Here is a 13,440-nt window from a genome sequence, read left to right as displayed (position 1 = left end):
TGTCCGATGAACGGTGTTTCTGGCATTTGATTTTCAGAGGTTCTCGGCGGCGGGCATGCGGTCGGCGAAGGTGACAGCGAACGCGTTGAGTGCGGGCTTCCACCGCATGGTCCATCGTGCCTGCCCGGTGCCCTTGGGGTCCAACCCGCGGGTGACCAGGTACAGACATTTAAGCGCGGCCTGCTCGGTGGGGAAGTGACCCCGGGCACCCACGGCCCGGCGGTACCGGGCATTGAGTGACTCGATAGCGTTGGTAGAGAACAAGACCCGTCTGATCTCGACGTCGTATGCGAGGAACGGGGTGAACTCCTCCCACGCCGCCCGCCACAGCTTCGGGATCGCCGGGTACGGCTTACCCCACTTCTCCTCCAGCTCCTCGAACGCCGACCACGCCGCATCGACACTCGGTGCGGTGTAGATCGCCCGGAGATCCTTCGCCAGCAGGTCCCAGTACTTACGCGAGGCGTACCGCAGCGTGGCCCGGATCAGGTGGATCACGCACGCCTGCACGATCGCCGCCGGGAACACCGCGTTGACGCTGTCCGGCAGGCCCTTGAGGCCGTCACAGACCACGAAGAACACGTCCGCCACACCCCGGTTCTTCAGGTCCGCCAGGACGTTCATCCAGAACTTCGCGCTCTCCCCACCGCCCTTCCCGGCCCACAGGCCGAGCACGTCCCGGTGCCCGTTCAGGTCGACCCCGATCGCGGCGTAGAACGGCTGGTTACCGACCTGGCCGTCGCGGACCTTGACGTAGATCGCGTCGATGAAGATCGCCGCGTACACGCCCTGCAGAGGCCGTGACGCCCACCCCTGCATCTCCTCCACGACCGTGTCGGTGATCCGCGAGATGGTGTCCTTGGAGATGCTCGCGCCGTACACCTCAGCGAAGTGCGCGGAGATCTCACCGGTGGTCAACCCCTTGGCGTACAACGAGATTGCCACCGCATCCACGTCGTTGAGCCGCCGCTGCCGCTTTTTGACGATGACCGGGGCGAACGTGCCGGCCCGGTCTCGTGGCACCTGAATGTCCACCTGTCCGGCGGCGTCAGTCAGCACCGTCTTAGGCCGGCTACCGTTGCGGACGTTGCCGTCATCGGCCGCGGTGGCGTGGTGCTTCTCGTGGCCCAAGTGCTCGGTCATCTCCTCCTCCAAAGCGGCCTGCAGCACCGTGGAAGTGATCGTCTTCAACAGCCCGCCCGGACCTGTCAGCTCCTCCCCACGAGCGCGGGCGGCCTTGACCAGCTCACGCACCGCGGCCCGCTCAGCCTCACCCGGTGTGGTGGTCTTCTTCGCATCCTTCGGCATGCTGCTCATGCCCTTGAGTGTCTCGGTCATCGGTGACCAGCCTTCCTCGCCGACCCGTGTCGGCGTGTTGGGCCAGAAACACCGTTTGTCGTACAGACCCGGCGGTGGACCTGCAAGGAACTGTGCTTGCCATCACTGACGACGGTATAACGAGGGGGGACAACAGCATGGGGGACGACGGCCACAAGGACCGCGGCGGCCACGACGACGGCGACAACGACCGCCACGACGACGGTGACTACTACTCGGCCGGTCGGCCGGTGGTCGCCGGAGGAGTTGAGGCTTCGGCCGCGTCGGTGACACGGGGGAGCGTCACCGTCCGCGGGATGGTTCGCGACGTGCAGGCTCGTTCCGGCCGAAGTTGGTGGCATCGAAGCCCGGTTCAGGTGGTCTCGTTCCGCGTCGACCCCTATGACTCGGTGGGCAACCGACTGCCGGCCGTGGCCTGCGAGATCCGGACGGCCGACATCGCGGGTCACTTGGGTGAGGGTGACGAGGCGGTCGTGCACGGTCGCACCCGCCGCGGAGTGGTCCACGCGAAGCGCATCGAGAACCGCAGTTCGTCCTCGGGGTTCGGCGCGGACCGGAGCTGGTTACGGGTGGGGTTTGCGGCTCTCGTTCTGGCCGTGGTCGTCGCCGGCGCGTGGGCTGGCGTTGCGTGGGCAAGGGGGCTGGCAAGTGGTGGCCTGCCGGTCTTGCTCCCCAGTACGCCCCCGTTTCCCTTCCCGACTGGCACGGCGCCGACGACCCTTCCCAGCGCTACCGGCGAACAGCCGACTTCCCCCAGCTCGGCGAGCATGCCCATTGTCTCGCTTCCGACGCCGACGAATGACGGCAGCCTCAGGGCCCCACCGGCTCCGCCCGCTCCCTCGTCCCCGCCCGCACCTCCCACGAGTAACGGCCCGACAACACCCCCGTCCACTCAGCCGGTGACGTTGCCGGTACGGCCAATCCTGTCACCCCACTGTGCCGCCTCCGCCCTATCGGCGACCGTCCAGCTCACCTCACGGACAGCCGCGGACGTCGTCGTCATGAACACCACGACATCGTCCTGCCTGCTGTCTGGGTTTCCGACTATCGGCCTCTCCGCGGGGTTTGTACCGCTGGTTGTTCACACCGCACCCACCGGGGCAGGCGCCGGGGCGACTGTAGTGTTGGCGCCGAGCGAACACGCGTACGTGGTGGTCACCTGGATGGGAAGCGGGTCAGGCTGCGCTGCAGCCACAGTGATCCGCGTCACCCCTTCCGGTGCCACCAGCGCGGTGCCCGCAGACGTGCGGGCTGAGGTCTGCGAGGACGGCGCCGACGGGTACCCGGTGCAGTCGAGCGGCTTCACCTCTGGGACCGTCCCAACATTGCCGCCCTGGCAGCAGGCGGGAGGGTCGTGATGGCACGCTCTCAGCAGCTGCCCGCGGTAACGCCACCAGAGCGGGCCTTGCTCACGGATCGACTGGACTACCGACAGCAGGTCTCGCCCGTCGCCGACCTGCGCGCCGCATCCTCGTTCACCGCAGCCGACCCTGTGTCACGTGCGCTGTTGCACGTTCGCCGGGTTGGCAAGACGAGCAAGGGTGTCGAGCGGGAGCCGCAGGGTGGCGCGTGGTTTGAGTCAGGGCCGCGGTCCTCGGCGCAGCTGGGCCGGCGCGAGCGAGCGAGCGGCGCGAGTGGGGCGCCGCTGTTGGAGGCGTTCGCCGGGCTGCACGGCCGCGGTTACCCGCTCGTCATGTTGCTGCAGTCTGATGGTCAGCGGCTGGGGTTTCATCTGGGTTGCTGGTCAGCGCACCATCGGGGCGCTACGGTCGCCGCCTCCCGCGTGTCGGTTCTGCAAGCCCTACTCCAAGGCACCTATCCCGTGGTTGTTGGTGAAACGCCGGTCGAGCCCGAGGCGCTGCGGTTCACCCGCGGTGGTTATGCGACGGGCATCCCCGCGCTGCGGTCTCTGCGCGAGGACGAGCGGGTCGCGCCGCTGGACCGCATCGTCCGGGGTATGCGTGGGCGCACTTGGCGCGTTCTGGTGCTGGCCCAGCCGCTGCCCGAGAACGTGCGCGCGCAGCAGCGAAACCATCTGCTCAACGAACTGCGGATGGTGGTGCACATGGGTCAGGCGGAGGGCGGTACGAGCCCGCTGGCTGACCATTACGCGGACCTGGCCGCTGCGCACCTGGCTTCGTTCATGGACGGGGGTGTCGTCGGGATGTGGCGGACCGCCTGTTATCTGCGGGGGGACAACGACTCCTATCCGATGCTCGCATCCTTGTGGCGCGGCACGTTTGGGTCGGTCTCCGACACACCGGAGCCGGTGCAGGTTTTTGAGACTCCTGACGTGCCGTCGCTGTCGGAGCAGTGGGCCATGCCCGACATACCCGCGGCGTCTGGACCGGGCTTCTACTCCAGGTTGTTCGCGGCCCAGGCGGTCATGTCAAGTGAGCAGCTTGGCGTGTACGTCCATCTGCCCGAACGTGAGACTCCCGGTTTCGGGCTCGACCTGATCCCGGACTTCGACTCGGACCTCCCGATCAGGGCGGGGGCCAGCGTCGGGATCGGCGCGGTGCTGGCTCACGGGTCACCGACCGGGTCGACGTATGCGGTGACCCCGACATCGCTCACCCGGCATGCACTGGTCGCGGGCTTGACCGGGTCGGGAAAGACGAACACAACATTCCAGCTCCTAAGCCAGCTGCACGCCGCAGGTGTGCCGTTCCTGGTGCTGGAGCCGGCCAAGACCGAGTACCGGGCGCTGCTGCGCGGAGAGCTCGCTGGCGCGGTGCGCGTGTACACGTTGGGTTCCGAGCGGGTCGCCCCGCTGCGGATGAACCCCTTCGAGCTGCAGCCCGGGGTGTCGGTCACCGCGCACGTCGACCTGATCCGCGCCGTCTTCACCGCGAGCTTCTCGATGTGGCCACCGCTGCCGCAGGTGTTCGAGCGCTGTCTGCAGGAGATTTACGTCGACCGCGGCTGGGACTTGGCTACCGGTGTCAACACCCGCGCGCAGGACCAGGGACGGATCCCACCGCCGACGTTGACCGACCTGGCCAACAAGGTGCGCGACATCGTGCCCTTGCTCGGCTACTCCGCCGACACCCGAGACGAGATCCAGGCCGCTCTGCTGACCCGCATCAACGGGTTGCGCGGGGGAGCCAAAGGTCGCATGCTCGACGTCGACCGCTCGCAGTCGATCGCCGATTTGCTCGCGCAGCCGACCATCATGGAGCTGGAAGCGCTCGGCGACGATGACGACAAGGCGTTTGTCATGGGGATGCTCCTCGTGCACCTGTATGAGCGACGCCGTCAGGAGAGTCTGACCGACCAGCTCCGGCACGTCCTGGTCGTCGAGGAGGCGCACCGGCTTCTCACCCAGGTCGAGGGCGGTCAGGGCAAGGACGCCAACCCTAAAGCCAAGTTCGTGGAGGCGTTCACGCAGATTCTGTCCGAAATCCGCGCCTACGGTCAGGGCGTGCTCATCGCCGACCAGGTGCCGGTGCGGCTCGCACCCGACGTGGTGAAGAACACCGACCTCAAGATCATTCACCGTCTCGTCGCGCAGGACGACCGGGAGGCGGTCGCGGCGGCCATGGCGATGACCAAGACGCAGACCACGTCGCTGGCTACTTTGAGGACTGGCCAAGCAGTGGTGTTCAGCGAAGGGGACGATGCGCCCGTCCTCGTTCAGGTCCCACGACGCAAGACTGGTGACGACACGAGCATCCCGTCGGACAACGAGGTCGCCGAGCTGATGGGCACCAACTCCGTTGGTGGTGGTCAGGACTCGCGTACGACGACCGCGTGCGACGAGACCTGCGACCAGTTCCCGGCGGCCTGTGGCTGGGCTCGGGTAGCGGTGGACGAGCCCGTGCTGCGGGACCAGCTGCGTCAGGTGGTCCATACCGCGTTGGTCGAACCCGAAACGCTGCCGAGGCTATGGCACGAGGTTGCCGACTACTTGCGAGCTACTCGGCCGGCCCACCTGTCCGAGGCCGCAGTGGCCGTCACCGTCGCCCGGCACGGCGCGTACGCGACGGCACAGCGAGAGGCCGCCCGAAGCGGGTGGCCCTACGACCTGACCGAGACGTATGCACTCCTGGTCGCAGACTTCATGGTGGCCGCGGCGTCAGCCCAAGCCCCGGCGGCGGTGGCAGGTGCAACCCGAGCGCGGGACGACGAGCGGCTCCGGTCGGTCTTGCGCCGGACGTCCGACTGGTATCCCCGCTGCACAGACATCTGCGGGACAACGGAGTGCGCCTACCGCACCGTGGTACGCGACGTCCGGGTCCTGAGAGCCGACTCCGCACCTTGGGGTAGTCCACTCGGCGACGAGGACGACGTAGCCGACCGCTATGAAGCCGCCCTTCAGGCGGCGGACTTGGTCGTGGTCACCGATCACGCGGACCTAGAGGACGGATCGCGCCTGCAGGCGGAGCACCGCAAAGCTGCCCTGTGTTATGCGCAGCAGCAGATGACCGGGACGGGCCGCCGACCGCAGTATGTCAACGAGGACCTGACGCGGTTGTTGGAGCGCGGAAAACAACCGTTCACGGCCGCGTTCGAGGACAACCGTGACATCGACGACGTCGACGACGTGATGGACGACGTCGACGACGTGATGGACGACGACAACGACGAGAGCAACGAAGACGACCAGAACGACGAGGATGGCACCGGACCGCGGGCGTTGCTCCTCGAGGCCGAGGACGCTCTGGAGCACGGACTTCTCGACCGAGCCGAAGCCCTCTACGGTGCGCTGACAGTCACCGACCTCTTCCCAGCGGGCCATCTCGGCTTGGCCAAGGTGGCCGACGGCAGAGGCGACCCCGCGGTCGAGTACCTCTTCCAGAAAGCCTTCGCGTGGGGGGCCGATCCTCAGGCCTGCGCCGCTGCGCTGGCCCGCGCCGCTGCCGCGCGCGGTGACCAGCCGACAGCCCAGGCATGGCAGCTGGTGGCCGCCAGCCATCAAGAACCGGCCCTCCCCAGCGACCTCCACCACTGATACAGAAGGGAAGTTGGCAATGGCTCAGCCCCGCGAAGGCAGACAACCCGGCGACACCACCGGTCGGGCCGTGTTCCACAAAGACGGGTCGACCGACGTGTACGACCGGCAGGGACGGCTCGAGGTGCACACAAACCCCAAGAACCACGGCGAGGTCACCCGTTACCACGACGACGGAACGTCGCACAGCACGTACCAGAACGGGGCGTGGGAGAACAAGAACGAAAAGGGCGACGTATCCGCGGGGTCGTATCCCCGGCCCAACGGCCAAGACCCAACGGGCGGTCATGGTGATCACTTCGTCGTGACCTGCGACAAGGATGGCGTCTCTCGCCGCGAGGACTACCGCGGGACCGAGAGGATCCAGACCAAGGACGCACATGAACGGACCGATGTCCCGCAGGGCACGGAGAAGTTCAAACCGGTACTTGGTCCGGACGACTCGGTCGTCACGGGGCTCAACGAGTCCTACACGATCTATCGCGGCCAAGGAGCAGAGCGGACCTCCGAGACTTTCGACAAGGACCAGAAACTGATCCGGTTCGAGAGCAACGAAGGTATCGGCCATAAGACCAGCGAAGGGCACGTCGTGCTCGACAAGCCCGGGGCTGCAGAACGACGAATCGACCCCAAGACAGGTGAAACCTCCAAGGCGGAGGCAGGACAGAGGTACGACGTGCCTGGCTCGTCGACCAGCACTATTTATCACGACAACGGATCGTTCACCGTGAACCACGACAACCTGCCAGGCAAGCCCACCGAAACACACGACAAGAACAACCGAATGATCGAGAAGACGTTCAACGGTGAGCTCGCCCGCTACGCCTACGTCGAAGCCAGCCCGCAGCTGGGCCAGGGCACCGGCCAACGGAACGACCAGGGCACCAGCCCGGGCAACCAGGGCCCCGACTCACAGCAGGGTGACCGCAAGCAGGGCGAAGGCAGTGCCCAGCGGTCCAACGACTCTCGGTCGTCAGCCCGCGAGACCCAGGACAAGCCGGAAAACCGAAGGCATTCAGACTACTGAGCGGAACAAGCCGCTTTGGAAGGATCTCGACGATGAGTGGTCCCGCCGGAGGGCGCGGAGACTCCGTCCGCACCGGGGCTGGGGTGCCCCGGCCCGAGGCGCGGTACGGCTTGCAAACCCGACCCGAAAATCAACCCGGTTACACCTCGCCGCCGGCGCCGCGAGACAGCGGCCAGCACAACACCCGTGAGGCGGCCACCCCGCACGACGGCTCGAACGGAGCGCCGCGCCAGACGGTCGAGGCCAAAGGCTTCACCAGAGACTTCAGCACGGGAGACGTCAAGGCCGTCGCCCGGTTCACCGACAAACAGATCAGCACAATCTCGGCGTCCGAGACCAAGACCATCAGACCCGATCAGTTCAGCGCACTCTCGGGCCACCAAATGGCGCAACTCAAGCCGGAGCAGTTCTCCAAATGCACCCCCGACCAGAAGCGAGAGTTCGCCAGGGACATCGACCGGAAACTGAGCCAGGAGAAGGGCGATCGCGACAAGACGCAAGGCGACCTACAGGGTCCCAAGGACGCCAGCCAACAGGCCAAGCCGCAAGCCAAGCCAGACTCCCGACAGCAGGACACCAAGAAGGACCTACAGCTGCGCAACGAACTGCGCAACGAGGCCCACCACAAAGAGTCCGGTCCGGGCCTTACGGCAGGCCGGGACGCCGCCGTCACGGAGAGGGGGGTCAGCCGCGAACGCCCCCCGACCGGGGGCAGCGAACGGGGGCACAGCCGGGAACCCAATGATCAGGCTCATGGGCGCGGTCCTGAACACGGGCGGGGCTCAACCGGTAGCGACGCCAAAGGCACAACAGCCACCGGGGCTCAACCGGTCAAAGAGGTCAACATCAACGACCTCCCATCCGTCAAGGGGAGTGGCCAACCCGACGCAAGGCCGCAGCGCCAGGACGGGGTCAGGCAGAACGCCTCGCGCGACCCGAGGACACGCCAGGGTGACGAACAAAGTCGATACGGCAACGGATCGGGCCAGCCGAACAAAGACAACTACGTCAACGGAAAACCAGACCGCAAGGACACCGAGGTCCGTCGACAAGGGGAGGGCGACGCGAAGAAAGCTACCCACAGGGAGCACCCAACGAAGACCGACTCGGCGACCAAGAGGGAAACCACAACCACCAGCGGTATTTGAAACTGACGACCGCCCAGCAAATAGCCGCGATTCGATGGCAGGTTCTGGCCGACGAGATCGACATCAAGCGGGCCTACCCGACGGCGAGCGAGATCGAGAAGATTTACCCCGTCGGTCGAAGTCCCGAGGGGCCGAGATGTGACGCGGGCGATGTGGGATATGTCCTCGTCGATGCACAGGACAAGGGCGACAGGGTCGATGTGCTTGGTAGTAGAGACGGCGCGCAGCACATTGTTGGAGAGACCATCACCTCTAGTAGCGTGTCGCGCTGTTGGTATTGGTGGCTGCCTGTTCGTGACTGATACTCGTCGGGAGGAGCGATCGTTATGCCAAGGCCGAAGGAACACGTCGTCGCGTTGATCGGGGACGACCGGGCGGGGCTGACCCGGGTCGTCTCGCGGGGGACGCATCCGGCGCGGATGATCACTCGAGCACGGATCCTGCTCGCACTTTGATGAGTCGGAACTGCCCGCACCCGATCGGCGCGTGGTCGCCGAGCGGGCAGGAGTCTCAACCAACACCGTGTATCTGGTCGCGAAGCGATTCACCGAGACCGGCGGCCGGGTCGATGCGGTGATCGGGCGCGCCAAGCGGGTCACGCCGCCGGTGCCGGCGAAGGTGACTGGCTATGTCGAGGCCCGGGTGATCGCGCTGGCGTGCACCAAACCCCCAGAGGGCTTTGACCGGTGGTCGTTGCGGCTACTGGAGAAACATGTGCTCCTGACCGAGGGGCTCCCGCCGCTGGATCACTCCACGATCGGGCGGGCCCTGAAAAAGGGGGCTTCGTCCTCATCTGAAGAAGTGCTGGACGATCCCGCCGTAGGCGAACGGCGAGTTCGTCGCTCGCATGGAAGACGTCCTGGAGGTCTATCACCGGCCCCTCGACCGGTTGGTCGCGGTGGTGTGCATGGACTGGGGGCACCTCCCGCTTGCGGGGGAGAAGCCGTACCAGTTGCTCGGACACGCGCGTGAGCCGATCCCCGCTGCGCCCGGGTGCGACCTGCGGGAGGACTCGGAGTACGTCCGTTACGGGATCTGCTCGATCTTCATCTGGGCCGAGCCCCTCGCCGGACGCCGCCGGGTCGACGCCCGGCCGAGGCGGACCCGGATCGACTGGGCCCACGAAATCGACCACCTGCTGAGCCTGGACTGTCCCCATGCGCTTCGCGTCGTGCTGGTCATGGACAACCTGAACACGCACACCCTGGGCTCGCTCTACCAAGCATTCGAACCTGCCAAGGCCCGTCGCCTCGCCGAACGCCTCGAGACCCACTACACCCCCAAACACGGCTCCTGGCTCAACATCGCCGAGATCGAGCTATCCCGCCTCACCCGGCAATGCCTCGACCGGCGCATCGACGACCTCGACCTCCTCAACACCGAACTCGCCGCCTGGCAGCAGGCGACCAACGACGATCAACGGCAGGTCGACTGGCAGTTCACCGCGAGCAACGCCCGGATCAAACTCCGTCACCTTTACCCCAATATGTAGCCGCGACGGTTTACTAGGCGCAGTCCGCTGAGGTGGGCGTGGATGATTCCGGTTCGATGTAGGCCGCCTCCCCGGGTTGCAGGGTGAGCCGGTTCAGGAGCAGCTAGACGAGCACACCGACGCCGCATACGCCGGCAATAGTGACGGCCAGGTACGGATCGTAGGCACCGGCGAAGTCGCCCACGCGTACGCGCTCGGAGCCGCTGCCGGACCCCTCAACGACCTGTTCTTAGCTGGGGCAGCGACTAGTGCGCCGGTCCTTAATGGCTTACCCACCGTGCGCCCCCGCAATCTCCCGCCGCCCCGGAGCTACGGGACAGGCGTCAAATCCCTCGCGCAACCCCGCGGGCTCTCGACCGAGAGACGAGGAACTGAATGGCAGCCGGTCCAGACGGGCCACCACCGCCGCCAACAACGTTGACAATCAGCGTCCTTATCGAAGTGGTCAATCACCGGCATAATCAAGCATGAGCGGACTGACCACCGGCTTGAGGGGCGCGTCAATCTGGGCGGAAGGACGCGTCTCCAGGCGTGCGTCTGGTGCGCTAACGAGGCTCATCCGAACGTCCGACTCTCGACATGTCAGGACGTCGCGGGCTGAGGATATGGACAAGTTGGTGTTACGCGAGCTGTGACACCTCGGTGAGGACCAGCAGGTCACCGCACCGCCGCGATGACAACTTCGATGAGTTCCTACATCGCGCGTGTGGGATCTGAAAGGCGTGTCCACATCTCAAAACCGCGTCCACGGGGGTGTCCAAGTCTCTTAACCCTGTCCGCGGATGCCGGATCCGCAAGGCCGGCGACCACCTGGGTCGTCCTGGTGCCGCGGCGTTTTGGCTGTCGTACGGGGATCGGTGGCCACGCGGAGGTGGTGCGCTGTCGGCACGTCGGCGGCGGCCGTTCGCGTCATTGTCTGACGTCAAGGGCTGAGTAGTTGCTGTTGGAGTAGTGCTGTGAGCCATTCTTCGTACTGTTTGTCGCTCCAGTGGCATCCTTCGGTGGCCGCGAGGTAGAGCTCGACCCCGGTCAGCATCCAGGCACGGTCGAGGGCGTGTTCTTGGCTGAGCCCTGGGGGCAGTGCCTTGACCTGGGCAAGTGCAGCGATCACCGCGGCCAGGCCCTGTCGGCGATGCCGGTCCCCTTCGTCACGTAGCTCGATGATTGCCGGGTCTGCGGCAGCACCGCGAGCCGCCGCGATAACGGTCTTGCTGGAGGAGAGCAGCGCGGTGGTCCACTGGGCAAAGACGGCCAGCTTGGCGTGCGGGTCCTTTTCGAGGGTGATCCGCCGTGTCCAGCCGGCGCTGTCTGCGTTCTGCTCCATCTGGGCCAGCAGGGCCCGCACGATGGCGCCCTTGGAGCCGAAGGTCGCATAGATCGTCGGCGCGGCCACTTCGGCCCGGGCCGCGATGTTGGCCACGGTGGTGCCCGCGAAACCGTGCTCCGCGAACAGTTCGCTCGCCGCCGCGGTGATGCGCTGCCGGGTGTCTGCGGCACCCTGGCGACGTGCTGGGGACCGGTAGGGCCGTCTCGTGCCGTGCCCGGTCTGGCTGGGATCAACCAACGTCGCCCCTTCCATGATTGGCTATAGCGAACTATATCGAATGGTGTACCCTCGGATCCATGACCCGATCCATGACCCGATCCGCGCCGCCGAACCACTCCACCCGACCAGCACCGGTCCGACGCTACGGCCCCGCCGCGGGCGAGCCCCCACTGTGGGCCGACCCACGGCGGTGGGGAAGCCTGATCGGCCTGGCCGGCGGGCTGGTGTTCATCGTCAGCTCCTCTCCCGCGTTCGGGCCTGTCGTCTGGATCGCCGGCTGGGTGGCCGGGGTGGCGTTGGTCGCGGCGGCGTTGACGGCGCACTACCTCCGGCCCGTGCCGCTGGGGCCGTTGACACCCCCGAGCCCGGCTGCGTTGGCGATCTACGGCGGCTGCGTGATCGGGGAACTAACCGCCATCAATCTCGGATCGCGGGCGCTGACCGCCGCCGGACACGACGAGTTGCGACCGGCGTTGATCGCCGCCGTCGTCGGACTGCACTTCCTCCCGTTCGCCTGGGCGTTCAGCGAACGGATGTTCTACTGGCTCGGCGGCCTCGTGGCGACCCTCGGCGCGGTGGGACTGGTGGCCGGCCTCTTCGGCACGGCGCACGCAGCAGACGCGGCGGCGGCGGCAGCCGGCCTGGTCATGCTGGTCATCATCACCCTGTACGCGCGAGGCCGGTTCGCTCCGCGTCCAACCAGCGGCACCACCACATGACCACACCCGGCCACACCACATCCCCTGAATCTGCGCCGGGTCGGGGTCGGTGCCCTTCGATGCGCACGCCACACTGCCATCCCTGAGGATTTGGACAACATAGTGAGAATCTGCGAGCGACAAGCTGGTGACAAGCCGCTGGTCAGAGGGTGCCAGCAATGACAAGTCCGATGAGTTCCTACCCTTTCGAGCGCTGATTCGCGACCTGCATTGACGGCCTGCACGGACGGGGCCGGCTCAGCTTCCGGAGCTGCCGTAGACCGTGACGTGCACGTGGTCGTAGTGGTTGGCGGTGGCCGAACCCCGGTCCGACATGGCGCGCCATCCTTCGCTGGAACGCTGGACGGTCCAGATGTGCTGCGACCAGATGACCTCACTGACCCCGAGCGCCGTGGCGTTGGCGCGCACCCACGCGGCGATCTGGGACCCGACACCGCCCGACGGGATCATGATGTCGACCGCATGCCCGGAGCCGTGTTCGCCGCCGCTGCCGCTCCGGCCGCCGTAGGCGCGAACCGACGGGAACAGGGCGCATACGGCGCGGTGGACCCGGATGGCATCGGGGGTCAGCCCGGACTCGACCGCTGAACCGCCGGCGCAGGGCGCCCCCGAGATCCCACCGGCCGCCGGGGCAGGCGCGGCGACCGCCGTCGTGGTGGGTGCAGGTGTGGCGGTGGCCTTCGGCGCACGTGGGGCGGTGGCCTTGGGCGCAGGTGTCGCGGTGGGCGCGGGCACAGCGACGGTGGCGGTGGGCGCCGGAGCAGCGACGGGAGCAGGAGCCGGCGCCGGCGCTGCAACCGCGACCGGACGGACCCGGAGCAGAGGATGGGGGACCTCGGGGTCGTCCGCCGCGTTCCCTGCACCTGAGCTGACCGGGCTTGCCGGTTGCCCGCTGGCCAGGGCGCCGCGATCCGCGGACCGGCTGCCGCGGTCGAGCACCCGCATCGACAGGTCGACCTGGCCCAGCTGACCCTCGGCCAGCCGCGGGTGGGCGCCAGGTCCCGCGGTGACCGTCGCGACCGCGGGAGCAGCGAGGCAGCTCAGTCCGACGATGGAGACGAGCACGGCCGGCCGCCAACCCCCACGCAGACCCGTCACGCTACGTTTCGCTGCCGGGTATGGCGCGTGGTGACGGCCCGCCTTCCGGGCTCCGCGGGATGGCAGGACGGGAGACATGGCACACGAGGCAACCACATCGGTGTTGAAATGTCACATT

The 13,440-nt window shown here is 66.9% G+C and carries 11 protein-coding genes and 1 pseudogene; 9 read left to right on the top strand and 3 right to left on the bottom strand.

The genetic code is table 11. From position 1 onward, the window contains the following. Positions 1-33: 33 nt before the first annotated feature. Positions 34-1,338 carry an IS256 family transposase gene (locus ABI385_RS03350; protein WP_348102318.1) on the bottom strand — a complete coding sequence of 435 codons (1,305 nt, stop codon included), beginning with the start codon at positions 1,336-1,338 and terminating at the stop codon, positions 34-36. 137 nt (positions 1,339-1,475) lie between these two features. Here ABI385_RS03350 and ABI385_RS03345 point away from each other — a divergent pair, with 137 nt between their 5' ends. The 8 genes and pseudogenes from ABI385_RS03345 (at position 1,476) to ABI385_RS03315 (ending at position 9,959) form a co-directional block, all read left to right on the top strand. Beyond that, positions 1,476-2,696, top strand: a complete 1,221-nt coding sequence (locus tag ABI385_RS03345; protein WP_348102317.1) for a DUF4232 domain-containing protein — start codon at positions 1,476-1,478, stop codon at positions 2,694-2,696. Next, positions 2,696-6,292 (top strand): helicase HerA domain-containing protein, encoded by a 3,597-nt coding sequence (locus ABI385_RS03340; protein ID WP_348102316.1) that lies wholly within the window; start codon positions 2,696-2,698, stop codon positions 6,290-6,292. The genes ABI385_RS03345 and ABI385_RS03340 overlap by 1 nt, the downstream gene beginning before the upstream one ends. 19 nt (positions 6,293-6,311) lie before the next feature. Beyond that, complete coding sequence (locus ABI385_RS03335; protein ID WP_348102315.1) at positions 6,312-7,319, top strand: hypothetical protein; 1,008 nt, start codon at positions 6,312-6,314, stop codon at positions 7,317-7,319. Positions 7,320-7,351: 32 nt separating this feature from the next. Next, positions 7,352-8,467, top strand: coding sequence for a hypothetical protein (locus ABI385_RS03330; protein WP_348102314.1), 1,116 nt, complete (start codon positions 7,352-7,354; stop codon positions 8,465-8,467). Then, positions 8,464-8,769: a hypothetical protein gene (locus ABI385_RS03325; RefSeq protein ID WP_348102313.1), complete on the top strand. Its 306-nt coding sequence runs from the start codon at positions 8,464-8,466 to the stop codon at positions 8,767-8,769. Before ABI385_RS03330 ends, ABI385_RS03325 begins: the two co-directional genes overlap by 4 nt. A gap of 24 nt (positions 8,770-8,793) precedes the next feature. Then, the gene (locus ABI385_RS03320; protein ID WP_348102312.1) at positions 8,794-8,922 is read left to right on the top strand and encodes a hypothetical protein; all 129 of its coding nucleotides are present in this window, start codon (positions 8,794-8,796) and stop codon (positions 8,920-8,922) included. A 31-nt stretch (positions 8,923-8,953) separates the two neighbouring features. Further along, positions 8,954-9,226 (top strand): annotated as a pseudogene (locus tag ABI385_RS18430) (helix-turn-helix domain-containing protein); the annotation flags it as partial. A gap of 88 nt (positions 9,227-9,314) precedes the next feature. After that, positions 9,315-9,959, top strand: a complete 645-nt coding sequence (locus tag ABI385_RS03315) for a transposase (protein WP_348102311.1) — start codon at positions 9,315-9,317, stop codon at positions 9,957-9,959. 922 nt (positions 9,960-10,881) lie between these two features. On the opposite strand, the gene ABI385_RS03310 is transcribed toward ABI385_RS03315, so the two are convergent. Next, positions 10,882-11,523 (bottom strand): TetR/AcrR family transcriptional regulator, encoded by a 642-nt coding sequence (locus tag ABI385_RS03310; protein WP_348102310.1) that lies wholly within the window; start codon positions 11,521-11,523, stop codon positions 10,882-10,884. A gap of 59 nt (positions 11,524-11,582) precedes the next feature. Between ABI385_RS03310 and ABI385_RS03305 the strand changes: the two genes are divergently transcribed. After that, the gene (locus tag ABI385_RS03305; RefSeq protein ID WP_348102309.1) at positions 11,583-12,224 is read left to right on the top strand and encodes a DUF7010 family protein; all 642 of its coding nucleotides are present in this window, start codon (positions 11,583-11,585) and stop codon (positions 12,222-12,224) included. Between the two features lie 237 nt (positions 12,225-12,461). On the opposite strand, the gene ABI385_RS03300 is transcribed toward ABI385_RS03305, so the two are convergent. Further along, positions 12,462-13,322, bottom strand: a complete 861-nt coding sequence (locus ABI385_RS03300) for a hypothetical protein (protein WP_348102308.1) — start codon at positions 13,320-13,322, stop codon at positions 12,462-12,464. Positions 13,323-13,440 lie beyond the last annotated feature (118 nt).

The organism is Lapillicoccus sp. (assembly GCF_039935575.1).
Taxonomy (GTDB): Bacteria; Actinomycetota; Actinomycetes; order Actinomycetales; family Dermatophilaceae; genus Lapillicoccus.
The sequence above is the reverse complement of the archived record's forward strand: the minus strand, read 5'-3'. Positions and strand labels throughout refer to the sequence as shown.